Source organism: Streptomyces kronopolitis, from assembly GCF_014646275.1.
GTDB classification, from domain to species: Bacteria; Actinomycetota; Actinomycetes; order Streptomycetales; family Streptomycetaceae; genus Streptomyces; species Streptomyces kronopolitis.
The window spans coordinates 104,637-127,372 of record NZ_BMND01000005.1 but is presented as its reverse complement, the minus strand read 5'-3'; the positions used below and the strand labels follow the sequence as shown (position 1 = coordinate 127,372).

21 protein-coding genes are annotated in these 22,736 nt (G+C 71.7%); 13 read left to right on the top strand and 8 right to left on the bottom strand.

Translation table 11 applies throughout. The features are described 5' to 3' along the window. Positions 1 to 6: 6 nt before the first annotated feature. The 3 genes from IEY78_RS08520 to IEY78_RS08510 form a co-directional block, all read right to left on the bottom strand. Positions 7 to 1,530, bottom strand: a complete 1,524-nt coding sequence (locus tag IEY78_RS08520) for an amino acid adenylation domain-containing protein (RefSeq protein WP_189096997.1) — start codon at positions 1,528 to 1,530, stop codon at positions 7 to 9. Between the two features lie 134 nt (positions 1,531 to 1,664). After that, the gene (locus tag IEY78_RS08515; protein WP_189096996.1) at positions 1,665 to 2,729 is read right to left on the bottom strand and encodes a GNAT family protein; all 1,065 of its coding nucleotides are present in this window, start codon (positions 2,727 to 2,729) and stop codon (positions 1,665 to 1,667) included. Between the two features lies 1 nt (position 2,730). After that, positions 2,731 to 2,997, bottom strand: coding sequence for an acyl carrier protein (locus IEY78_RS08510; protein ID WP_189096995.1), 267 nt, complete (start codon positions 2,995 to 2,997; stop codon positions 2,731 to 2,733). A 426-nt stretch (positions 2,998 to 3,423) separates the two neighbouring features. Between IEY78_RS08510 and IEY78_RS08505 the strand changes: the two genes are divergently transcribed. Beyond that, complete coding sequence (locus IEY78_RS08505) at positions 3,424 to 4,434, top strand: aldose epimerase family protein (protein ID WP_229699788.1); 1,011 nt, start codon at positions 3,424 to 3,426, stop codon at positions 4,432 to 4,434. Positions 4,435 to 4,447: 13 nt separating this feature from the next. On the opposite strand, the gene IEY78_RS08500 is transcribed toward IEY78_RS08505, so the two are convergent. Further along, positions 4,448 to 4,951 carry a hypothetical protein gene (locus IEY78_RS08500; RefSeq protein ID WP_189096993.1) on the bottom strand — a complete coding sequence of 168 codons (504 nt, stop codon included), beginning with the start codon at positions 4,949 to 4,951 and terminating at the stop codon, positions 4,448 to 4,450. A gap of 449 nt (positions 4,952 to 5,400) precedes the next feature. Here IEY78_RS08500 and gltX point away from each other — a divergent pair, with 449 nt between their 5' ends. The 4 genes from gltX to IEY78_RS08480 are packed head-to-tail and all read left to right on the top strand — an operon-like array spanning position 5,401 to position 11,756. After that, positions 5,401 to 6,921: a glutamate--tRNA ligase gene (gltX, locus tag IEY78_RS08495; RefSeq protein ID WP_189096992.1), complete on the top strand. Its 1,521-nt coding sequence runs from the start codon at positions 5,401 to 5,403 to the stop codon at positions 6,919 to 6,921. Between the two features lie 52 nt (positions 6,922 to 6,973). Next, on the top strand, positions 6,974 to 8,824 hold the full coding sequence (asnB, locus tag IEY78_RS08490) for an asparagine synthase (glutamine-hydrolyzing) (RefSeq protein ID WP_189096991.1): 1,851 nt from the start codon (positions 6,974 to 6,976) through the stop codon (positions 8,822 to 8,824). Between the two features lie 37 nt (positions 8,825 to 8,861). After that, entirely contained in the window at positions 8,862 to 10,142 is a 1,281-nt protein-coding gene (locus IEY78_RS08485) for an MFS transporter (protein WP_189096990.1), read from the top strand. 21 nt (positions 10,143 to 10,163) lie between these two features. Continuing rightward, positions 10,164 to 11,756 carry a class I adenylate-forming enzyme family protein gene (locus IEY78_RS08480; protein ID WP_189096989.1) on the top strand — a complete coding sequence of 531 codons (1,593 nt, stop codon included), beginning with the start codon at positions 10,164 to 10,166 and terminating at the stop codon, positions 11,754 to 11,756. Between the two features lie 67 nt (positions 11,757 to 11,823). Here the strand turns inward: IEY78_RS08480 and IEY78_RS08475 are convergent, their stop codons facing one another. Both IEY78_RS08475 and IEY78_RS08470 read right to left on the bottom strand, forming a co-directional pair. Beyond that, positions 11,824 to 12,732: a PDR/VanB family oxidoreductase gene (locus tag IEY78_RS08475; protein WP_189096988.1), complete on the bottom strand. Its 909-nt coding sequence runs from the start codon at positions 12,730 to 12,732 to the stop codon at positions 11,824 to 11,826. 43 nt (positions 12,733 to 12,775) lie between these two features. Continuing rightward, positions 12,776 to 13,405 carry an MSMEG_1061 family FMN-dependent PPOX-type flavoprotein gene (locus IEY78_RS08470; RefSeq protein WP_268240258.1) on the bottom strand — a complete coding sequence of 210 codons (630 nt, stop codon included), beginning with the start codon at positions 13,403 to 13,405 and terminating at the stop codon, positions 12,776 to 12,778. 144 nt (positions 13,406 to 13,549) lie between these two features. On the opposite strand from IEY78_RS08470, the gene IEY78_RS08465 reads away from it, so the two are divergent. From IEY78_RS08465 to IEY78_RS08445, 5 genes are all read left to right on the top strand, one after another. Beyond that, positions 13,550 to 14,197 carry a TetR/AcrR family transcriptional regulator gene (locus IEY78_RS08465; protein ID WP_189096986.1) on the top strand — a complete coding sequence of 216 codons (648 nt, stop codon included), beginning with the start codon at positions 13,550 to 13,552 and terminating at the stop codon, positions 14,195 to 14,197. Between the two features lie 225 nt (positions 14,198 to 14,422). Further along, positions 14,423 to 14,941 (top strand): hypothetical protein, encoded by a 519-nt coding sequence (locus tag IEY78_RS08460; protein WP_189096985.1) that lies wholly within the window; start codon positions 14,423 to 14,425, stop codon positions 14,939 to 14,941. An 87-nt stretch (positions 14,942 to 15,028) separates the two neighbouring features. Then, positions 15,029 to 15,874: a DUF4097 family beta strand repeat-containing protein gene (locus tag IEY78_RS08455; protein ID WP_189096984.1), complete on the top strand. Its 846-nt coding sequence runs from the start codon at positions 15,029 to 15,031 to the stop codon at positions 15,872 to 15,874. Between the two features lie 183 nt (positions 15,875 to 16,057). Further along, entirely contained in the window at positions 16,058 to 17,284 is a 1,227-nt protein-coding gene (locus IEY78_RS08450) for a cytochrome P450 (RefSeq protein ID WP_189096983.1), read from the top strand. A 393-nt stretch (positions 17,285 to 17,677) separates the two neighbouring features. Continuing rightward, positions 17,678 to 18,691 (top strand): DUF4331 family protein, encoded by a 1,014-nt coding sequence (locus IEY78_RS08445; protein WP_189096982.1) that lies wholly within the window; start codon positions 17,678 to 17,680, stop codon positions 18,689 to 18,691. 18 nt (positions 18,692 to 18,709) lie between these two features. Here IEY78_RS08445 and IEY78_RS08440 read toward each other — a convergent pair whose 3' ends face one another. Continuing rightward, entirely contained in the window at positions 18,710 to 19,414 is a 705-nt protein-coding gene (locus IEY78_RS08440) for a DUF2470 domain-containing protein (protein ID WP_189096981.1), read from the bottom strand. 226 nt (positions 19,415 to 19,640) lie between these two features. Next, positions 19,641 to 20,192, bottom strand: a complete 552-nt coding sequence (locus IEY78_RS08435; protein ID WP_189096980.1) for a P-loop NTPase family protein — start codon at positions 20,190 to 20,192, stop codon at positions 19,641 to 19,643. Between the two features lie 223 nt (positions 20,193 to 20,415). On the opposite strand from IEY78_RS08435, the gene IEY78_RS08430 reads away from it, so the two are divergent. From IEY78_RS08430 to IEY78_RS08420, 3 genes are all read left to right on the top strand, one after another. After that, on the top strand, positions 20,416 to 20,688 hold the full coding sequence (locus IEY78_RS08430; RefSeq protein ID WP_189096979.1) for a DUF3761 domain-containing protein: 273 nt from the start codon (positions 20,416 to 20,418) through the stop codon (positions 20,686 to 20,688). A 236-nt stretch (positions 20,689 to 20,924) separates the two neighbouring features. Further along, positions 20,925 to 21,788: a GVDTG sorting domain-containing protein gene (locus tag IEY78_RS08425; RefSeq protein ID WP_229699787.1), complete on the top strand. Its 864-nt coding sequence runs from the start codon at positions 20,925 to 20,927 to the stop codon at positions 21,786 to 21,788. 32 nt (positions 21,789 to 21,820) lie between these two features. Continuing rightward, on the top strand, positions 21,821 to 22,501 hold the full coding sequence (locus tag IEY78_RS08420) for a class F sortase (RefSeq protein WP_189097141.1): 681 nt from the start codon (positions 21,821 to 21,823) through the stop codon (positions 22,499 to 22,501). The last annotated feature ends 235 nt before the right edge of the window (positions 22,502 to 22,736 follow it).

Here is a 22,736-nt window from a genome sequence, read left to right as displayed (position 1 = left end):
CCCCGCTCACGGACCGGTTTCCCCCGCCCGCGCCTCGGCCAGTTCCCTGGTGGCCCCCACATCCCGTTTGCCGTTGGCGTTGACCTTGATCTCGGGCACCACGTACACCCGCCTGGGCACCAGTTCCTTGGGCAGCAGCGAGGCGAGCTGGACGCGGATCTCCCGCTCCGTGGGCGGCGTCTGAGTCGACCGGTCGTCGAAGACCACGAAGGCCTCGACCGCGTCCAGGACGCCACCGCGGATCACGTCGAAGGCGGCGTCGGCGATCAGCGGCAGCGACATCGCGTGGCGGCGCAGCTCGGCCGCTTCGAACCGGTGGCCGCTCACCTTCAACTGGCTGTCCTTGCGCCCGAGATGGAGCAGCACGCCCTCGGGCAGCACCTCGACGATATCGCCCGTGCGGTAGGCCCGGCCGCCGAACGCGGGGTCGTCGAAGAAGCGGTCCCCGCCCCCGCCGCCGAGGTAGCCGCGGGCGATGCCGAACCCGCTGACGATGAGTTCCCCCTGGCCGCCCACCCCCACCGGTCCGCCGCGCTCGTCCACCACATAGGCCGCGGCGTTCCAGGCGGGGCTGCCGATGGGCACGGTGGGCAGGTCGGGCAGGTCCCGCACGGTGGACCGGTAGGCGCAGCAGCCGATGGTGGTCTCGGTCGGCCCGTAGTGGTTGACCACTTCCACGCCGTCGATCCGGTCGCCCATCTGCCGCAGCATGGCCGGCTCCAGCGGCTCACCGCCGATCATCAGCCGCTTGGCGGCGGACCGGTACTCCGGCCGCAGCATGCGCTCGAACAGCCGGAAGTGGCTGGGGGTGGCCTTGATGAAGTCGTACGGCCGGGACCGGGGCGCGTACAGGCGCGCGTAGTCCCAGGAGTCCTCCAGCAGGACGATGGTGCGTCCCTGCGCCAAGGGCACCCACAGGGTGGTGAGCGCGAGGTCGAAGCTCATGCTGGCGAACACCGGGCAGGCGGCGCCGCCGGCGTCCGGCAGGACGTGGGTCGTCGCCCAGCCGATGTAGTTGACCAGGGAACGGTGCTCCACCAGGACGCCCTTGGGCAGCCCCGTCGAGCCCGAGGTGAAGACCACGTAGGCCAGGTCGTCGTGGCGCGGGCCGCGGGTGACCGGGGCCGGGCTGTCCGCCGGCAGGTCCGGTATGCCGGAGGTGTCCAGCGTGGGCAGGCCGCCGGCGCACTCGGCGGAGCCGGTGCCGTCCCACAGCATCACGCGGGGCCGCACCTGATCGAGGATCAGCCGCACGCGCCCGAGCGGATTGGTCGGATCGATCGGCGCGTAGGCCGCGCGGACGGCCATGACCGCGATCATCGCCGCCACCGACTCCGCGGTGCGATGGGCGATGACGCCGATGACCTCACCCGGCTGCACGTCCCGCTCCCGCAGCCCGGCGGCGATGGCCATGCTGCGCCGCCACAGCTCGCGGAACGTGGTGCGGGTGTCCCCGCATTCGAGCGCGACCGCGTCCGGCGCGGTCCGGGCCCATCGGCTGATCAGCTCCACCACGGAGGACGCCGGCAACTCCCGGCGTTCCCCGACGAGGGTAGCGTTCGGAAACTCGCCTGCTCGAAGGCCGGTCACGTCAACACCTCTCTTCCTCTTGCGGAGCGGTACCCGGTCGCCCGGGCCCGCGACGGGAGCCGGGCGGAGCTGCCTCAGCGCCAGCCGCGGCCGGAGACACCGCGGAAGTCCCATGCGTCGAGCCCGTCCACGTCGGCGAGTGCGGCGCTGACCGGCCGGGCGCCGGTGTCGCGGATCAGGAGGCTGGGCAGTGGCCGGTCCTGGGTGGGCCGGCCGGTCGGCTCGATGAACGCGGCGCCCATGTCGGCCAGCACGGCGGCTGCCGCCTCGGTCAGATCCCGGGTCCACATGAGCACCCGGGTGCCGGGCAGCGCCTCATGGGCGAGCCGGATGAGGTCCGCGTGGATCTCTGGCGTGCGGGCCTCGCACTCGACGACGGTGGTCGGTGTCGGGCCCTGGTCGGTGTCCACGCCGGAGCGGTGGCCGACGAGGTAGCCCTCGGCCCGTCCCGTCTCCGACCGCGCCACGAGGTAGTAGTAGGTGGCCAGCGGATGCGCGGCGCGCCAGTGGAAGTAGGCGCGGTCGCGCGCGACCCGCAGGCGGCCGTCGGCAGGTACGTCCCGTACGACCTCGGTCATCGCGTCGAGGTCCGGGGTGCGGGACGGCGTGAGCAGCGCACCGGAGCGGGCACCGCGGGTGGCCGGCACCTCGTCCCACGGCTTGCGGTGCCAGGCGTCGGCGGGCCGGGTCAGCACGGACTGCCCCCAGACGCCGACCTGCCGCCAGCCGCGGAACAGCATCGCCGGCACGGTGCCCTGGTCGCCGAAGTCGAGCAGCCACGGGATGCCGTCGCGGCGCAGCCGGGCGAGCACCTCGTCGACCATCTCGTGGAAGAGCGGGCTGTTGCGGTGCTCGCTGGTGATGATCGTGTCCGTCAGGCAGGGCAGGGTGAACCGGCGCCCGTTCCTCTCCCAGGAGGAGCCGAACACCCCGACCATGCCCAGCAGTTGGGAGCCGTCGGCCGGCGCCGAGCGGGCGAGTACGGTGTACCGCTCGTCGAGGTAGGGATTGGCGTGGTACTTCCACTCCAGGTAGGCCTGGTTGCCCGCGGGACCGCCGGCCCACAGCCCCTCCTGGAGGGCGCAGATCTCCGCGTGATCGGCGGGCGTGCAGTCGGTGAGGGTGAGTTCCGCGCCCATGTCAGCCGTCCGCCCGCTTCGCGCAGACGAACCGGGCGATCGACTCCGCCGTGCGGAAGTTGTCCTGCGTCACATCGGCACCCGTGAGCTGGATCCCGAACTCCGTCTCCAGCCGGACGAACAGCTCGAGGAACATGACGGAGTTGAGGGCGCCGCTCTCCCTGAGATCGTGGTCGGCCGGCAGGGAGTCCCGCAACAGCAGGTCGCACAGCAGCGTGTGCACGTGGTCGCGCACCGCACTCTCGGTCAGCGCAAGGCCGTCCTTCATGTCTCACCTGTCCTGTGTAGAGGTCCACCGGCACGGGACGACGAGTTCGCCCACCTCGCGGTATCGGCCGTTGCCGGTCCGTCCCGGGGGAGGGACCGCCACCGCGTCATGAACGTAACGCGACCGGATCACCACACGGGTAACTACGGCGCCATCCTCCCGGCAATCGATCCGCCCGGCGCGCGGTTGCTCCGCGATGGCGCGCCGAGTCAGGACCGTGGCACGGCGGTTACCCCCGGGTGGGCGCGACGCGGGGCGCGCGTGATTAGTGTCTGGCGGTCAGGCGGGCCGCTTCGGCGCATGCCGTCATCTGCGGCGGAACACCCCGCGACGCGTGCCGTGCGCACCCGTGACGCCCCACCGGAGGCTCCGCATCCGCCGCGCCCCACAGGCACGCACCGCGCGTCGGTGCCGAGAGGAGCCCTTGTGGCCGCACGACCCACCATCGAGCGCACCACCGTCGGTGTCGCCCCCGCCCGCGCCGGGTTCCCCGCCGCCGAGGTGGCGTCCTACGTGCTGAACACCGGCAGCGGGCCCGCGATGACGGTGTGGAGCTACGGCGCCACCCTGATCGACGTCCAGGTCCCGGACCGCGAAGGCCGGTACGCCAATGTCTGCGTGCGCCTGCCCGACCTCGACGCCTACCTGACCCGCCGGACCAATCCGTATGTCGGGGCCAGCGTCGGCCGCTACTGCCGCTGCGTCTCCGGCGCGGAGTTCACGCTCGACGGCGTGCGCCACACACTGGACCGCAACGAGGGCGAGCACCATGTGCACGGCGGCTCCGAGGGGCTCGACCGCCGGGTGTGGTCGGCCGAGGCGTCGCGGGACGGCGACGCGCTGGAGGTGCGGCTGTCCGTGCTCAGCCCGGACGGCGACCAGGGCTACCCGGGCGAGCTGACGGTGGGCGCGAGCTACCGGATCGAGCCGGACGGCACACTGGTCATCGCCTACACCGCGCGCACCACGGCGCCCACCGTCGTCGGGATGACCCAGCACGCCTTCTGGAACCTCGCGGGGGAGGGCACCATCGACGGGCACCGGCTCCGGCTCGGCGCGACCGAGGCGGTGCGCTTCGACGAGGACCTCATCCCGCTTCCCGGCGCCCCCGAGGACGTACGCGGCACCGCCCGCGACTTCACCGCCGCTCGGTCGCTCGACGGGGTCCGCGTCGACAACTGCTTCCTCGTCCCGGACGGGCCGGTGTGCGCGGAGCTGGCGGATCCGCGCAGTGGCCGGGTGATGCGCCTCGGCACGGACCAGCCGGCGGTCGGCGTGTACACCGGGGACTGGTTCGCCGGGCGCCCGCGCGGCGGGATCTGCCTGGAGACCGGGGCCCTGCCGGACGCCCCGAACCGCCCGGACTACCCGTCCGTACGGCTCGACCCGGGCGACCGCTACCGGCACCGCAGCGTCTACCGGTTCGACTGCGACTGAGCCGAGCGGCGACTCAGGTCAGCAGGCGGTAGAGGTGGATACGCCGCGGCCCGGTGGTCTCCTCGGACGGCGCGGCGCAGCGGCGGAAGCCCAGGAGCGCCATGCACTCCACGGTGGACTCGATGTCGGGGTTCGCCTCGGCCCGCAGCATGTCCGCGCCGCGCTCACCCGCGAGCGCGATGGCCCGGCGCAGGCACAGCGGCCCGGCGAGCGAGGCGGCGGTGACCAGGTCGGGCCGGACGGCGAGCCGGCTCAGGTACGCGGGGTCCGCGGCCAACGGGAAGACTCCCGGCGGCTCCTCGAAGGCCGGGGTCCGGGTGAGGGTGAACATGGCGGCCGCCGACGCTCCGTCGCGCAGCAGGTGCACCAGGCCGTCACGCACCAGGGAGGCGCTGGTGGCGGGATTGCGCCGCGGCACCGGCGAGTGGAACCGCTCCCCCTGATAGCGGTCGCTCGCGCACAGCAGCTCGTGCACCTCGCCGGCGTCCGCGGCCACTTCCCAGGTCCATTCGGTCATCGTGAATCCGCCTTTATCGCGGTGGTCTTGAATTCAGCGCCCGGCATGGTGGTCTCCTTCAGTTTCGACGGCATTGTCGGGATGGTCGCCGTGAGCGTAAGTCGCTCCCCGTCCACGGTCGTTCATTCGGCACCATGCCGCGACTACGGCCGGCCCGCATCCGGAACTCCGGGGAAACTTCCCGGCAATCAGCCGCTGCCGCCGTTGTTCCGGCGCTGATGAGGACGCCCGTGCGGCGGCGCACCACGCCATCGGAATCCGTACTCCCGTGTTCCTCGGGAGTGGTTCGCGCATTACCCGAAGCGGTATTTGCTCATCGGGCCCGCTGCTACCTTTCGCAGACGACGGATGAATCCCACCGCGACGGTGAGCGGAATTCCGGTTGCCCATGGCAAAGCGGCTGCGCGGTCAGGCTCAGGGGCGTTGAGGAACGAGAAAAGAGACTTGTGATGCAACAGACGGCGACCCCCCACCTGCCGGACGCGTCCGCGGCGGCGCCCGAGACCGTGCGCACCGCCTTCAGCCCGTCCCCGATCGGACCGCCGAGCATCGGGCTGATCCGCGCGGCCGTCGTCAACTGGGCGCTGGCCCGGCACCACGGCGGCCGGTTCGTGCTCCGCATCGAGGACACCGACGCGGCCACCGGCATGGCCGAGTACTACCGGCCGCTGACCGAGGTGCTGGAGTGGCTGGGGCTGGACTGGGACGAGGGCCCCGGCGTCGGCGGAGAGCACGGCCCCTACCTCCAGAGCGAACGCCGCGAGATCCACCTCGACGCCGCGCAGCGGCTCTTCGAGGCGGGCGAACTCTACGAGTCGTTCTCCACGCGGGAAGAGATCGAGGCGCGCAACCACGCGGCCGGACGCCCGCCGACGGCCGGCTACGACAACGGTGACCGCGAGCTGTCCGAACAGCGCAGGGCCGCCTACCGCGCCGAGGGACGCACCCCGGTGCTCCGGATGCGGATGCCCGACGAGGAAGTCGTCTTCGACGACCTGGTGCGTGGCAGGATCGTCTTTCCGGCCGGCCACACCCCCGACCCCGTCATGGTGCGCGCGAACGGCGATCCGCTGTTCGCGCTGGCGAACACCCTCGACAACGCGCTGATGGGCATCACGCACAGTCTGCGCGGGGACGACCTGCTCTCCTCGGTGCCGCGCCAATTGGCCGTCTACGCCGCCCTGCAGCGCCTCGGAATCACCACGCACATTCCGCGTCTGGGGCACATCTCGCCGGTACTCGACGCGCGGGGAAAGAAGTTGAGCCGCGCCGTCCCGGAGGCCGAGGTGCTGGGCTATCGGGAGCGCGGATTCCTTCCGGAGGCAATGGTCAATTACCTCGCGTCCATCGGCTGGTCGCACTCCGCCACCGGTTCCGTCTTCACCCGCGAGGAGCTGATCGAGGATTACGACGTCGGGCGGATGCGGGCGCACCCGGTCCGGCTGGACGTGGCACGCCTCACCGAGACCAACGCCACGCATCTGCGCCGGTTGAGCATCGCCGACTACGGCGCGGCGCTGCTGCCGTACGTGATCCGGTCGGGGGCGCTGCCGCCGGAGCCCGACGCGGCCCAGCGGGAGATGCTGTGCCGGGCCGCCGGACTGGTGCAGCGGTCCGCCAAGACGCTGACGGCGGCCGCCGAGGCCGTCGCGTTCCTGTTCTTCCCCGATGACGCGGTCGCCGACCGGGCCGGTGCGGACGAGTCGGCGGCGGCGTGTGACCACGAGGCGCTGCGCGTCGTCGCGGACCTCTTGGAGGGGCTGGCGGACTGGACGGCGGAGTCGGTGGGGAGCTGCCTCAGGACGGGGCTGGGCAAGCAGGCCCGGCCGGCGCTCGGTGCGCTCCGTGTCGCCCTGACCGGCCGCCCGGTGGCGCCCCCGCTGTACGAGACGCTGGCGCTACTGGGCCGCACGCGCAGCCTGTGCCGTATACGCCATGCGCTGAGTGCCGCGTCGCCGGTACCCCGGTGACCTGCCCGGATCCGCTCAGCCCCCCGTTCCGCCTGCCCAGGGAGACAGTCGCATGTGTGGTATCGCCGGATGGATCGCCTTCGAGCGGGACCTGAACGGGGAGCGGCGCACGCTGGACGCGATGACCGCGACCATGTCCTGCCGCGGTCCCGACGCGGACGGCACCTGGACCGAGCCACGGGGCCGCGCCGCGCTCGGCCACCGGCGGCTGGCGGTCATCGACCTCGCCGGCAGCACCCAGCCGATGACACTGGACGCCCCCGCCGTCCCGCTGGCCATGGTCTACAGCGGCGAGGTCTACAACTACCGCGAACTGCGCGAGGAGTTGCGCCGCCGGGGGCACGTCTTCCGCTCCGCCGGGGACACCGAGGTGGTGCTGCGCGGCTATCTGGAGTGGGGCGAGGCGGTCGCCGAGCGGCTCAACGGCATGTACGCCTTCGCCGTCTGGGACCCCCGCTCGGCGAAACTGGTCATGATCCGCGACCGGTTGGGCGTCAAGCCGCTGTACTACCAGCCCACGGCGGACGGCGTGCTCTTCGGCTCGGAACCCAAGGCGATCCTGGCGAACCCGCTGGCCACCGGGACCGTCGACCTGGACGGACTGCGCGAGCTCTTCGGCTTCGTCAAGACGCCCGGGCACGCGGTATGGGCGGGCATGCGCGAGGTGAAGCCCGGCACGGTGGTCACGGTCGACGCCACGGGTGTGCGCGAACACGTCTACTGGGCGCTGGCCTCGCAAGAACACACCGACGACCGCGACGCGACCGTCTCCCGGGTGCGCGAACTGCTGGCGGACATCGTCTCCCGGCAGCTGGTCGCCGATGTCCCGCTGTGCCTGCTGCTCTCCGGCGGACTGGACTCCAGCGCGGTGACCGCCCTCGCCGCGCGGCAGCTGTCCCTCCAGGGCGACAAGGCACACAGCTTCTCCGTCGACTTCGCCGGACAGACCGAGAACTACATACCTGACCCGGCCCGCCCCACCCCGGACACGCCCTACGTACGGGACGTGGTCGCACACGTGGGCACGGTGCACTCGGACATCGTGCTGGACACGGACTCGCTCGCCGATCCGGCCGTCCGCCGCGCGGTGATCACCGCCCGGGACATCCCGGCCGGCACCGGTGACACCGATGTCTCGCTCTACCGGCTGTTCCACGCGGTGCGGCAGCACTCGGCGGTGGCCCTGTCCGGGGAGAGCGCCGACGAGGTGTTCGGCGGCTACCACTGGCACCGGTCGCTTGCGGCGCAACGGGCCGGCACCTTCCCGTGGATGTCACCGGCGAACGGGGTGCCCTCGGGCAGCCAGGGCCGGGACGGCGGCGTCCTGCGCCCGGAGCTGCTCCAGGCGCTGGACCTGCCCGCCTACACGGCGGACCGCTACGCCGAGGCGGTCGCCGAGGTCGAGCAGCTGCCCGGAGACGACGCCGAGGCCCGCACCCGGCGGGTGACCTCGCACCTGGGCATCACCCGGTTCATGCGCATGCTGCTGGACCGCAAGGACCGGATGAGCATGGCCGTCGGCCTGGAGGTCCGGGTGCCGTTCTGCGACCACCGGCTGGTGGAGTACGTGCACAACGCGCCCTGGACGCTGAAGAGCTTCGACGGGCGCGAGAAGAGCCTGCTGCGTGCGGCCGTCCGGGACATGCTGCCGCCGTCGGTGGCCGACCGGGTCAAGAGCGCCTACCCCTCCATCCAGGACCCGGGCTATCTGACCGCGCTGCGGCAGCAGGCCAAGGAGCTGCTCGTCGACTCCGGGCACCCGGTGTTCGGCCTGATCAGCAGGCCGTGGCTGGAGAAGGCCGTGGCGGGGGAGACGGGCCCGGCGGCACGGAGCGGACTGGAGCGCAGCCTGAACCTCGCGACCTGGCTGGACGTCCACCGCCCTCGACTGCTGCTGTCCTGAATCGGCCAACGGCACCACCCAGGAAGGCAATTCCTTGATGTTAGCGAGACTGAGCCCCACCCGCAGGCTGGTCATTGCCAGCCTGCTGATGACCGCGGGCAACGGCGCCTTCGCCACCTGCTCGGCGATCTACTTCACCCGGGTGGGCGGCCTCACTCTCACCGAGATGGGCCTGGGGCTGACGATCGCCTGCGCGCTGGGCCTCGTGGTCGGCGTGCCCCTGGGGCACCTGGCCGACCGCCGGGGCCCGCAGCGCGTCGCCGTCCTGCTCGTGGCGCTCAACGGGGTCGCGGCCTCGGGCTATCTGCTGGTGCGCGGATTCCCGGTCTTCGTGCTGATGGCGTGCCTGTTCACCGCGGCGCAGCGCGGCTCCCGTGCCGCGCAGCAGGCGCTGATCGCGCGGCTGGTGGGCGGCGACGAGGTGGTGCGCACGCAGGCGAGGGTCCGGTCGATGAACAACGTCGGCATCGGCGTCGGCGCCGCGGGAGCGAGCATCGCCCTGCAGATCGGCACCGCCACCGCGTTCTCGGCGGTCATCATCGTGAACGCGCTGGGCTTCTTCGCCTCCGCGGCCATGCTCGCCACCCTGCCCCCGGTCCCGCCGGCGCCCGACTCGCCGCCGGACGAGCCCCGATGGGCGGTCTTCCGCGACGGCCCGTTCGCGGTCTTCACCGCGCTCGGCGCCGTGCTCGCCCTGCACACGGTGCTGCTGGAGATCGTGCTGCCGCTGTGGATCACCCGGTACACCCATGCCTCGACGGCGCTGGTGACCGTGCTGTTCGTGCTGAACACGGTCAGCGTCGTGCTGTTCCAGGTGCGCATCGGCGTGCGGGTGACCACGATGCCCAGCGCCGTACGGGCGTTCCGGTGGTCCGGGGTGGCGCTCTGCGCCGCCTGCGGTGTGTTCGCCGCCTCGGCGGGAGGTTCGCCGCTCGTGTCGAGCGTGCTGCTGGTGCTGGCCGGCGCCCTGCACGTCGGCGGCGAACTGCTGGTCTCGGCGGCCTCGTGGCACATCACCTTCAGCCTCGCCCCGGCCGGGAAGCAGGGCCAGTACCAGGGCTTCGCGATGACCGGTTACGCGACCGCCATGATGCTCGCGCCCACCCTGCTGACCGTCCTCGTGGTCCAAGGGGGCCCGCCGGGCTGGCTCGTACTGGGCGGCGCGTTCCTGCTGTCCGTGCTGCCCGCCGGAGCGGTGGTGGCCTGGGCCGAACGCACCCGCCGCACCCAGGCCGTGCCGCAGCCGGCCGACCCGGCGGGCGCGACGCACGACCGGGCCGGCGAGGTCGCCCCGCAGAATTCCGCAGACGCACGGTGAACCACGAGGGATGGCTGTTCGATGACCTCCGCTGACCGCGAACGCGCCCACAGTTATCTGGGAGCCGACCCCGGCTTCCCCTTCTCGGCGTGGCGCACCCCGTTCGACGCCCTGCACTGGTTCGCGCGGCGCCGGGGCGACGCACCACTGATCACCGCCGTGGCGCACGACGGCACCGAGACCACACTGGACTACCGCACCGCCGACCTCGCGAGCCGCGCGCTCGCGGGCTGGCTGGGCGCCCAGTGGGGCACCGACCGCCCGGCCGCGCTCGCCCTCGCGCCGACGAACGATGTGCCCTCGGTGCTGGCGATACTGGGCGTGCTGCGCGCCGGCTTCGGCCTGCTGATGCTCGGCCCGAACGATCCGGCCGAGCGCCGGGCGGAGCAACTCCGGGCCGTCGGCGCGCCGGTGGTGCTGCACGCGCCCGGCACCGGTGCGCCGCACGCGGGCTCCCTCACCCTGCCGCACTGGGAGGACCTGGCGGAGCGCGCGCTGCCGCTGCCGTCCGTCGACCCGGCCGCCGACGCGCTGTACTTCGCGACGTCCGGCTCCACCGCGGCGTCCAAGATCGTCGCCCAGTCGCACCGCAACGCCGTGGCCAACGCCGAGGCGGTGCGCCGCCACCACGGCCTGGTCCCCGGCGACCGGTTGCTGGGCTGCCTGCCCATCCACCACGTCAACGGAGCCCACTTCACCGTTTTGGGCGCCATGATGGCCGGGGCGCACACGGTGCTCGCCGAGTCGTTCTCGCCGATGAGCTATCCGAAGACGCTGCGGCACTACCGTCCGCGCATCGCGAGCGTGGTCCCGGGCATCCTCGAAGCGCTCGCGGAGACCTGGCGCGGCCCCGAAGTGCCGCCGGACTTCGACTACTTCGTCTCCGCGGCGGCTCCGCTGACCACCCGCACCGCCCGCTCGGTGTCCGACCGGCTCGGCGCCCGGGTGCTCCAGGGCTACGGCCTCTCCGAGACCACGAACTTCTCCACCACGATGCCGGCGGACCTGTCCGAGGACGGCTACCGGCGGCTGATGCTGGATCCGGACATCCCCTCGGTCGGTGTGGCCGTCCCCGGCAACGAGGTGGCGGTGCTCGACGAGAAGTGCCGTCCGGTGCGTCCCGGGGAGATCGGCGAGGTGTGCATGCGGGGCTTCAACGTGATGTCCCGCTACGCCGGCAACGCCGAGGCCACCGCGGAGGCCTTCCGCGACGGGTGGTTCCACTCCCAGGACCTGGGATACCGGGTGGTGGAGGACGGGCGCGACCACTTCGTCCTCACCGGCAGGCTGAAGAACATCGCCAAGGTGTCCGGGGAGACCGTGTCGCTGGAGGAGATGGACCGCGTCCTTCGCGCCCTTCCGGAAGTCCGCGACGCGGCCTGCGTCACCGTCCCGGACAGGTTCACCGGAGAGAGCATCGTCGCGGCCGTGGTGCTCGCCCCCGCCGCGGACACCGCGGGTGCGCGGGCCGCGCTGCGGGCGAGGTTCCCCCAGGCGGTACTGCCCTCGCGCATCGTGCCCCTCCCGGAGATCCCGCGCACCGCGACCGGAAAGGTGCTGCGCCCCCGGCTGGCCGCGTCACTGTCCGAGGCGCACGGTCCGCGGTCCGGCTGACGGCGGCGGCTCCGCCGGCCGGCACCGCCGCGGCCACGAGGAGTCGGCCTGCCCGGTGCCCGCCTCGTCAGAGGTCCAGGACGAGGCGCGCGGACCGGGCCCGGGAGACGCAGGCGTACATCCGGCCCTCCGGGGCGCCGATGTCGTCGCGGTGGTCGGGCTCGCCGTCGAGGACGGTGAGCGCGCAGCTTCCGCAGACGCCTTCACGGCATCCCGACGGGAGCGGGTACCCGGCGTGGGCCAGGGCGTCGAGCAGCGAGTCGTCGGCCGCCACCCGGACCGTACGCGCCGATCGCGCGCACACCGCCTCGAACTCCGTGTCGGGGCCGAACGTCCGGTGCGCCGGACGGAACCGTTCCGCACGCAACCGCTCGGCCGGGAACGCGGCCTCCGCGGCGGCGAGCATCGCGTCGGGGCCGCAGCAGTAGACCAGCGTGCCGGGGGCCGATTCGGCGGCCAGGGCCGCGAGATCCGGCCTGCCCTCCTCCCGGGTGGCGACGATCCGCACCCGCTCGCCGTACGAGGCCCGCAGCTCCTCGGCGAACGGCATGGCCCCGGCCGAGCGCCCGACGTACACGAGGGAGGCGGGGACGCCCGCCGCGGCGGGCGCGCGCAGCATCGGCAGCAGGGCGGTGATACCGATGCCGCCCGCGAGGAAGAGGTAGCCGGGCGCGGGGACGAGCGGGAAGTGGTTGCGGGGGAGGGACACGTCGAGGGCGCGGCCCCGGCGCAGGAACCGGTGCACATACTCCGAGCCGCCGCGGCTGAGCCGTTCGTGGCGTACGGCGACGCGGTAGGAGTCCCGGTCGGCCGGGTCGCCGCACAGCGAGTACTGCCGGGTGAGCCAGTTGGGCAGCGCCAGGTCGATATGGGCTCCGGGCTCCCAGGGCGCGAGCGGCCCGGAGGTACCGCGCAGGTGAAGGGCGACGGTGTCTTCGGCGATCTTCTCGATGCGGTCGACGACGGTGTGCTGCATGAAGGGTCCTAGGGGAAGTCCCGGGGCAGGGCGGGAGTTGTGGTCAGTAGAGCTTGCGGTAGGCCTCTTGGAGGGCGTCGTTGATGTCATCGGGGGCGATGTCGAGACCTGACTGCGCCGCGACCATCTCGCCGGCCGACGGGATCTCGTCGGCGAGGGCCTGGCTCGCGGGGTCCCACAGCCGGGAGCGCAGCAGCGCCCGCCCGCAGTGGAAGTACGCCTCGGCGACGTCCACGACGAGTGCGAGTTCCGGCTCGCGCGCCTCGGTCCGCATCCGGGCGAGCACGTCGGCGTCGTCGGTGGGGTAGGCGCTGCCGTTGACGCGAAGCATCTCGGGCAGCCCGGGGATCAGGAAGACCAGCCCTATCCCGTCGTTCTCGGCGAGGTTGCGGAAGGAGTCGGCGATCTTGTTGCCGGGCCGGTCCGGGATGGCGAGCGTGTGCGCGTCCAGGACCTTCACGAACCCCGGGTAGTCGCCGCGGGGCGAGCAGTCGGCCCGGCCCGCCGCGTCCGCCGTGGCCATCGTCAGGAAGGGGGAGTGGGCGATGAAGCGGTGGAAGTGTGCGTCGATGCGGTCCTGGATCTTGGCCTTGATCATCTCCTCGGGCTCGCCGAGCCGCGCACGGACATCGGCGGGCGAGAGCCGCCGGGGGCGTGCAGCGGTCTGGATCACGGAGGGCTCCTTCCGGATCGGGGGTCGGTCGGGCGACCGCGCGAGACAGCGCGGCATACCGTTCCGCCGCAGGTCATGGCACCATTGTGAGCAATTACTCAGGTCCCGCGCTACTCGCATTCGCGGTGCTGTCCAGGAGGTGTCATGACATCGGGACGAGGCGGACTCCAGCCACGTAAACAGCCCCGTCAGGCCCGTGCGGAGCTGACCCGGCAGCGGATCCTCGCGGCCGCTGCTCACGTTTTCGCCGAGTACGGCTATGCCGCCGGGACCACCAACCGGATCGCCGAGCAGGCACAGATCTCCATCGGCTCGCTGTACCAGTACTACCCGAACAAGGACGCGATCCTGATGGAGTTGCTGGCCCGCCATCTGGAGGTGGGAATGGCCGCCGCCGCGCGCCAGCAGGACGAGGGGCCGCTCCGCCCCCTCGAAGACGTCATCCGCGGGTATGTGCGCCTCGCGATCGACAACCACCTGGACGACCCGCAGCTGCTCCGCGTCATGATCGAACAGGCGCCCCGCTCCCCGGAGTTGCTGGAGAAGACCTCCCGCTACCAGCAGGCGCGGACCGCCTATGTCCGCAAGCTGATCGAGGACCATCCGGAAAGCCGGGTCGCCGACGTGCACATCGCCGCGCGCCTCGTCGTCTCCACGGTCGAACTCCTCGTCCACCAGCTCATCGCGGCACCCGACCCGCTCGACCCCGCCCGCCTGGAGAACGAGCTGGTCACCATGCTCACCGGCTACCTCGCGGGCGGGTCGCAGGGGGGCGGGGCCTCGGCTCCGTAGGCTGCCGCGGGTCCCGTGTGGTGCCGGGTGGCATCAGGTGGTGCCACGTGGCACCATCCGGCGCCACTCCCTGCCCCCGAAGGTGCCGCGGGCATGCATGGCGCCGCGATGGTGCAGCTCATTTTCTTTCATTTCCGCAGGTCAGGGCGGTCTCTGTCCCGCTCACTCGATGTGGTGTGCCATCCGGTCTTGCGCGTGGTGCCACAGTGGTGCCATGATGACGTCATGGACCTCACGCCGTATGTCGACACCCTCCGCCGCGAACTCGCGGTGGCCGCCGAGGCAGGCGGGGAAGATGCCCGCGAGCTGGCCGAGCGGCTCACCACTCCGCTGGAGTCGGCGACCCGTCTGACCATGCTCAACGTGCTCTCCGCCGCGATGGACGAGATCACCCGCGAACTCGCCCCGGGCTCCGTCGACGTACGGCTGCGAGGGCTGGACCCCGACTTCGTGGTGACGCTGCCGCCCGGCGCCGGCGTCCCGCACGAAGCGGCGGCCGCGCCCGCCGAACCACTCGCGGCGCCGCCCCCCGCGGACGGCGACGACGGTGGCATCGCCCGCGTCAATCTGCGCCTGCCGGCCCACCTCAAGACGCGCGCCGAGGAGGCCGCGAACCGCGAGGGCCTGTCGGTCAACGCGTGGCTGGTGCGCGCCGTGTCGGCCGCGGTCGACGGCGGCGCGCGGCCACGCACGGCGGAGAAGACCCACACCGTCGGACAGAACTTCACGGGCTGGGTGCGCTAGCAGCGCCCGCGCCCGCCCGCTCCACTTCCACCCACACCACGTCCCACCAGCGGGGACGACTCCAGGACTCACGAGGACGGAACAGCCATGCCTTCTTTCGACACTCCCGAACCGATTTCGACCACCGCCCATGTCTACGCCGGTTCCATCCACTTCACCGCGGGCGACCGCCCCGACACGGTCGTCGAGGTGCGGCCCCGCGACCCGGGGCGGGACGTGGACGTGCGGGCCGCCGAGCAGACCGAGGTGACGTACACCAGCGGCGTCCTGGCCGTCCGGACGCCCAAGCAGCGCCATCTGCTCGGGCGCACCGGCACCGTCGATGTGACGGTGGACCTGCCCACCGGCTCCCGCGTCGACCTGACCGGCGCCTGGACCCAGGTGCTCGGCGAGGGCCGGCTCGGCGAGGTCCGGGTGAAGACCTCCTCGGGCGATGTGCGCCTGGAGGCGACCGGGCCGCTGCACCTCACCGCGTCGCACGGCTCGATCACCGTGGACCGCGTCGAGGGCAAGGCCGAGATCACCACCAGCTCCGGCAGCCTGCGCGTCGGCCTTGTCGACGGACCCGCCGTCCTGAAGAACTCGCACGGCACCACAACCGTCGGGGCCGCGACCGGGGAGCTGCGGGTGAACGGCGCCAACGGCGACATCGACATCGTGCGCGCCGAGGGCTCGGTCTCCGCGGCCACCGCGAACGGCACCGTGCGGGTGGGCGAAGTGGTCCGCGGCACCGTCCAGTTGGAGACCTCCCACGGTGCCATCGAGGTCGGTATCCGCGAGGGCACGGCCGCCTGGCTCGACGTCAGCTCCAGCGCCGGGCAGGTGCGCAACGCGCTCGCCGCGTCCGATTCCCCGGAGAAGGCCGAGGACACCGTCGAGGTCCGCGCCCGCACCCGATTCGGCAACATCGACATCCTCCGTGCCAAGTCCTGACCATCCCCGCGCACCCGGCAGCCTCGCCCACTCACCCCGGCCTCCCGCTGCTTCAGTCTTCGAGCGGGAGGAGCTCCAGCGCATCTCCGCCTTGCACTTCTCTGTCATGCCCACGCCACTGTTACGCGTGTGCGGTCGGACGGCGGCGCCCGCCGCCGTCCGACCGCACCGAGAGGACATCGGATGACTCAGCCCGTTCCCGTCCCGCACGGCCTCCCGATGGAGCGCGACGCCGGCCCCTTCGACCCGCCCCGCCGCGTCACGCAGTTGCGCGACGCCCGCCCCGTCAGCCCCATGCTCTTCCCCGACGGCCACGAGGGCTGGCTCGTCACCGGATACGAGGCGGTCCGCCGGCTCATGGCCGACACCCGGTTCAGCTCCCGCCAGGACCTCGGCGTTCTCCATGTGCCGTACGAGACCCCCGGCATGCCCGTCAGCACCGAACCGTCCCCGCAGATCCCGGGCATGTTCATCGCCATGGACCCGCCGGACCACAGCAGACTGCGGCGCAGACTCACCGGCGCCTTCACCGTCAAGCGCATGAGGATGCTCGAAGAGCGCATCACCGACATCGCCGAGCGGCAACTGGACGCACTGGCGCGACTGGCCCCGCCGGTCGACCTGGTCAAGGAGTTCGCGCTGCCGGTGCCCTCGCTGGTGATCTGCGAACTGCTCGGCGTCCCCTACGCGGACCGGGAGAACTTCCAGGTCAACTCCGCCAAGTTCCTGGTCAAGGACCAGCCGCTTGACGAGAAGATGGCCGCGTACGGCGCACTGACGACCTACCTGTCCGAACTCGTCACGCGCAAGCGCGCCACCCCCGGCGACGACATACTCTCCGACCTGGCCCGCCATGACGACCTCACCATCGAGGAGCTGACCGGCGCCGCCTTCCTGCTGCTGCTCGCGGGCCACGAGACCACCGCCAACATGCTGGCACTGGGCGCCTTCGCGCTCCTGGAGCACCCCGAGCAGCTGGCCGAACTGCGCGCGCGGCCGGAGCTGCTGCCCGGCGCCGTCGAGGAGCTGATGCGCTACCTGTCCGTGGTCGACGTCCTCTACCGCTACGCCACCGAGGACATCGAACTCGGCGGTCAAACCATCCGTGAGGGCTCGACCGTCGTGGTCTCCCTGCTGGCCGCCAACCGCGATCCCCTGCGCTTCGACCACCCCGACACCCTGGACATCCACCGCAACGCCCGGGGCCACCTGTCCTTCGGCCACGGCATCCACCAGTGCCTCGGCCAGCAGCTGGCCCGCATCGAGATGCGCGCCGGCTTCGACGGACTGCTGCGCCGCTTCCCGACCCTTGCGCTGGCGATCCCCGCCGAGGAGGTGAAACTCAGGACCGACATGAACATCTACGGCGTCCATGAACTCCCGGTCACCTGGACGGAATCGGCCCGGTAGGACGCCGCCCGGGCGCGACACTGCCCGGACGCGTCACCCGTGTCGGCGGTCGCGTGGGGGTCGTTGCCCGCTCGGCCGCCGGCCGCCGGCCGCCGGCCGCCGGCCGCCGGCCGCCGTCCACCGCAGGTCGCGGCCGGGTCGCCGCCGGGTCGCAGCTCTGATCGGAGGAGTTGTCGTACCGCGCGGCGGGGGAGCCGCGGCGCGGAGACACCGGTGGCTGAACGGGGCCTGCCAGGCGGGCCGGGCATCCGACCGATATCACGGCATTCATGCTCAAATGTCTCCGATCGTGAGGGGCGGCCCCTCTGCGCGGAGAGCGCATCCCGCCTTCCCCGGCGCCAGATCCCGGCACCGCCTGGCGGACGGCCCGGCAGCAGCGAAAGGACATGCAGGATGTCGAATCACTTCACCGGTCTCAGCCTCGGCCCACCGCTCGGGGACCAGCGGCTCGACCTCTGTGACCTCTACGCCTTCCAGTCCCCGGCCGACCCGGCGAGGACGGTGCTCATCCTCAACGCGAATCCCAACGCCGACGCCATGCACCCCGACGCCATCTACCGCCTCAACATCGACAATGACGGCGACTGCCTCACCGACATCGCCTTCAGCTATGTCTTCGCGCCGCCGCGAGACGGTCGTCAGACCTTCAGTGTCTACGTCGCGAAGGGTGAGGAGGCGCGCTCGGCCGAGGTCGTCGGAGAAAAGGTCGTCGCCGACGCCGAGGTGTCCTTCGGCACCGAGGCGAACCGCGTCACTGCCGGCCCCTACACGTTCTTCGCCGGCAGCCGCAGCGATGCCTTCTTCTTCGACTTCGACGGGATCAAGAACCTCTACGACACCCGAGGCGGCAGGAACTTCACCGCGCCCCATCTCGGCGGCGCGTCACCGTGGACCGGCGTGGACTCGAACACGGAGGCCAATGTGTTCTCGACGGTGGTGGAACTGCCGACGAGCGAGCTGCGGGCCGACCCCGAGATCCGCATCTGGGGCCGTTGCAGCGTGCGCAAGGACGGCCGGCTCGTGCACGCCGACCGTGCGGGCCACCCGTCCGTCAGCAGTTTCTTCAACACCGACGAGACAAAGGAGGAGTACAACGCCAGCGAGCCGGTGAACGACCGCGAGCGGTGGACCGATCTGTTCGTCCACCTCATGGGGCACACCGGCAACTACACCCGGGAAGCGGCGATCGCGGCGATCGACGCCGACCGCATCCTCCCCGACATGCTGACCTTCGACCCCTCGAAGCCCGCGCGGTATCCCAACGGGCGCGTCTTCACCGATGACGTCATCAACCACCGGCTCGCCTTCCTCTCGGCGGGCGACATTCCTCCCACCGGGCTCGCGCCGCACACCGACCTGCTGAACGAGTTCCCCTACCTCGGCAATCCGCACCCCACGGGCAAGTGAGCGCGCCGCCCGGCGGGATCAGGTCAGCAGGTGGCCGGTGTGGGAGAAGCGGCGCGCGGTGGCCAGGAGGGCGTGAATCTGGGGACCGGCCTGCTCGATGTCGGTCACGGGCGTCTTGAACGGCAGCCGGACGTCGTGGTGGGTGTGCGGGTACTCCAGGCGCAGGGTCACCCCGTAGCGGTCCACCGCCACCGGCAGGGCGCGCAGCATGCCGCTGTCCGGCTGCGGACGGACCAGGCGCAGCAGCAGCGGAACGAATTCGCTGTGGTCGTCGACGAAGTGGGTCAGCATGCCCGCCTCGCTGGTCGCGATCGGGTCGACGTCGGCCGCCCCGAGCGCGTGGAGGGTGACGTAGGCCCGACCCTGGGCGTCTTCGAGGACGGCCTGCCCGAATTCCATGCAGGTGCTCGTCGCGGCGTCCGGGTCGTAGGGCTCGATGAGCAGTCCGGTCAGCGTGACGCGGGCACGCAAGCGGTCGCGTACGGGGGTGGGGGCGATGTCGGTCAGCTCCAGGCGGACCGGGACGCGCGTCGAGGTCTGGGCGTCGGGGCCCTCGAACGGCGCGTGCAGGTGGAAGTGGCCCATCGCCCCCGTGCCGTCGAGGCGGCGCACTTCGGTGTGCTGCCCGTCGCTCACCACGGTCATCGAATGGGCGGCAGCCAGGATCGACCGGACGCGTTCGGCGGCGGTCGGGGTGGCGGCGCGGTTGCTGAAGGGGCGCATCCGGGCTCCAGGCGCGGGTAGGAAGACACCAAGCGGGTTACTTAGGTATGCCTAACCTAACTTATGGCGTGGGGTTCGGGTAGTCGGCACGCGCAGGTGGAGGACGCGGCCGGTGCCTGCGCCCAAGCGGCGCGCGGCCGGCGCCGGAGGCGGAGGCGTCGGTTCGGGGTGGGAGAGGGGCGCGCCCGGACGGCTGCTGTCACGGCCGGGGCGCCCGCCGGGGGATTCAGTCGCCGGGCCGGGGCTCGGCTAGCTCGGCGAGGCCGGACTGCCGCATCACCCGGTCGATCGTCCCCGTGAGGGAACTGGTCGCGGGGATGACCGTCTCGACGTCGCCGGGCAGCAGGTCGAGCGGCCGGTACCACGAGCGCAGCAGCGTCTCACCGATCTTGCCGGCGATCGGCTTGGTGGCATGCCGGGCGAGGGTCTCCTCGAACGGGACGTCCAGGTAGAAGCCGTGGGTGCGGCCCGGATGGTCGGCGAAGAGCGCGGTGAGCATGTCCCCGTAGTGGGCGACGGACAGGATGCCTTCCAATACGACATGGAAGCCGTGCGCCAGGGCGTGCCGCACGGTCAGATCGATCAGGCCGATGTTCGCGCCGCCGGGGATGTCGTGCTCGCGCAGCACCACGCGACGCAGATTGTCCTGGCCGACCAGGGCGATGCCCCGCCCGTACCGCTCGCGCAGGCCGGCGGCGACGGAGCTCTTGCCGGAGGCGCTGTTGCCGCGCAGTAACACAAGTCGCGTCCCGGGGACCGTCGTTGCCTTCGGAGTCACGTCCCCATCATCGGTCCGGTTCGTGCGACCGGTGGCGGTCGGGAGCGCCTTTCGGTGAAACCCGACCGGTGAGCCGGCCGTCTCCTTGCGCCCACCCAGGTGCCCACGATGACCTTTTGCTCCCGAAGGTCACACAACCATCACAACGGTCAGCTTTCCCTCACATGCGGAACGCTCGCGCGCCACACTCAAGCCTCCAGTCAGAACCAGCCAGGGGGGCACCTTGCTCAACTCCACTCGTCCGGCACGCCGCATCCGCAGCGCCATCGCCGCCGCCGCGTTCGCCGCCGCCGTCATCGCGCCGGTCACCATCGGCGCCGGCACCGCCCAAGCCGCCACCGTCCACTGCGCCCACCACACCACCGGCACCTGTGGCACCCACGTCAAGCACCCCGCGGGTGTCATGGCCAAGTGCAAGGACGGCACCTGGTCCTACAGCCGCCACTTCTCCGGCACCTGCAGCCACCACCACGGCGTGCGGTACTGGTTCAAGTAGACGGACCCGGGGCCCTCGCGGCCTCGGTCAGCCGATGCCCCACCCGACACCACCGGGTGGGGCATCGGCATGTGCGGGGAGGGGGCGGAGCGCGGCGTCAAAATTTTGCAACCCGCCACCCATCCGCGGGGGTTGTGGCTCCGAATCACGGCTGATGCCTCGCTGAGGTGTCGCTTCGCCTCCGGACGACGTGCGGTCCCCCCTCCTTCGCGGAGGCCGCCGGAAAAGGAACGAACGTGATAACCAAGCGCACCAGCCGACTCGCCGTACTCGTCGCTCTGCCCGCCGCCCTGACCCTCACCGCGGGCGGCTCGTCCCTGGCCTTCGCCGAGGGCAACGGGGCGTACCAGATCAACCTGTCGCAGCTGAACAACTCCGGCTCCAAGGGCACGGCGATGCTCAGCATCAAGGGCCATCAGCTGACCGTGAAGATCGAGTCGGAAGGGCTGGTGCCCGGGCAGCCCTCCGCCCAGCACCTCCACGGCTCCACCGACGGCCACGACTTCCACTGCCCGGACGCGAGCGACGACACCAACGGCGACGGAGTCCTCACCAACACCGAAGCCACGGTCGACTACGGCAACATCAACATCTCGCTCACCACCAAGGGGCCCACGGACGCGATGGGCAGCGGCCTCGCCGTCGACCGCATGCCCAAGGCCGACGCACAGGGAAAGCTCTCCTACGAGCGCACCATCCCCGTCTCCCAGGCGGTCGTCGACCACATCAAGGACCTGCACATCGTGCAGCACGGCATCGACCGCAACCACAACAACACCTACGACTTCCAGGGCGCGGGCAAGAGCGAACTCGATCCCAAACTGCCCCAGGAGGCCACCGCCCCGACCAACTGCGGTGAGGTCCGGGGCGCCGCGGTGGGATCCATTCCGGTCGGCGGTGTCGAGACCGGGACCGGGCCCACCGCGGAGAAGGAGGTGCCGGCCGCGGTGCTCGGTGCCGGCGGAGTCGCGTTCATGGCGTTGACCGGGGCGCTGACCTTCGCACGACGACGGCGGGGCGTGCTCCTCACCGGGCACGCCAGGCACGCCGGGCATGCCGGGCGGACCGTACGGAGCGGGAGCAACGGGGGCGCCGCGTGAGCCGGGTGAGTCGGGTGAGTCGCGAGAGCCTTGTGAAGCGCCGGAGTGGGGACTCCGTGCGCACCGCCGGCCGGCGGGGTCGCCGTGCCACCGCGTATGCGGTCGCCGCGGCGGTGGCGTCCGTGCTCGTCGCCGGGTGCGGTGGGCCGGACGCGCCGCCCCGGTCGGCCCCCGTGGAGCAGCCCGCTCAGGGCGGCGGTCAGCCGTCCCACGACGGCGCGCCGGGGGGAGAAGCCGCCGGGAAGCCCGCGGCCGCGATGCCGAAGTCGGCTCCGGAACGGCTCTCCATCCCCGCGCTCCAGGTGTCCTCCCCGCTGGAGTCGCTGGGCCAGCACAAGAACGGCGCCATGCAGACGCCCCGGGACCCCGACAAGGCGGGCTGGTACGAGCCGGGGCCGACGCCCGGCTCGCAGGGGCCGGCCGTGATCGCCGGTCATGTCACCTGGAACGGCAGGCCGGCGGTGTTCCACGCGCTGTCGAGGATGAAGGCCGGTGACGCGATCGAGGTCACCCGGCAGGACGGCAGCACGGCGAAGTTCACCGTCGACCGCGTCGCCCAGTACCCGAAGAACAAGTTCCCCACGCTCGAGGTCTACAAGAACCTCGATCACGCCGGACTCCGGCTGATCACCTGCGGCGGCCGCTACGACCAGGGCAAGCACTACTACCCCGACAACCTGGTGGTGTTCGCCAGCCTCACGGGCCGCGCGTAGCGGCGGTCATCCGCAAGTCCCCGGCGCGCGAACGGCCGGCGGTCCGGCGCTCTTCCAGGGCGACCGGGCCGCCGGTTTCGTTGTGGAAGCACAGGATGCGGCGCGTACGGAATCCTTCGTTCAGCCATTGCGGTCCAGGCATTCAGCGGAGGTATCCAGCCAATGGGGAGGTCCTCTTGGTCAATGTCGGTGGGTGCTTTCGGTGTTCTGTGCTCGGCAGGGTGTGAACAGAAGT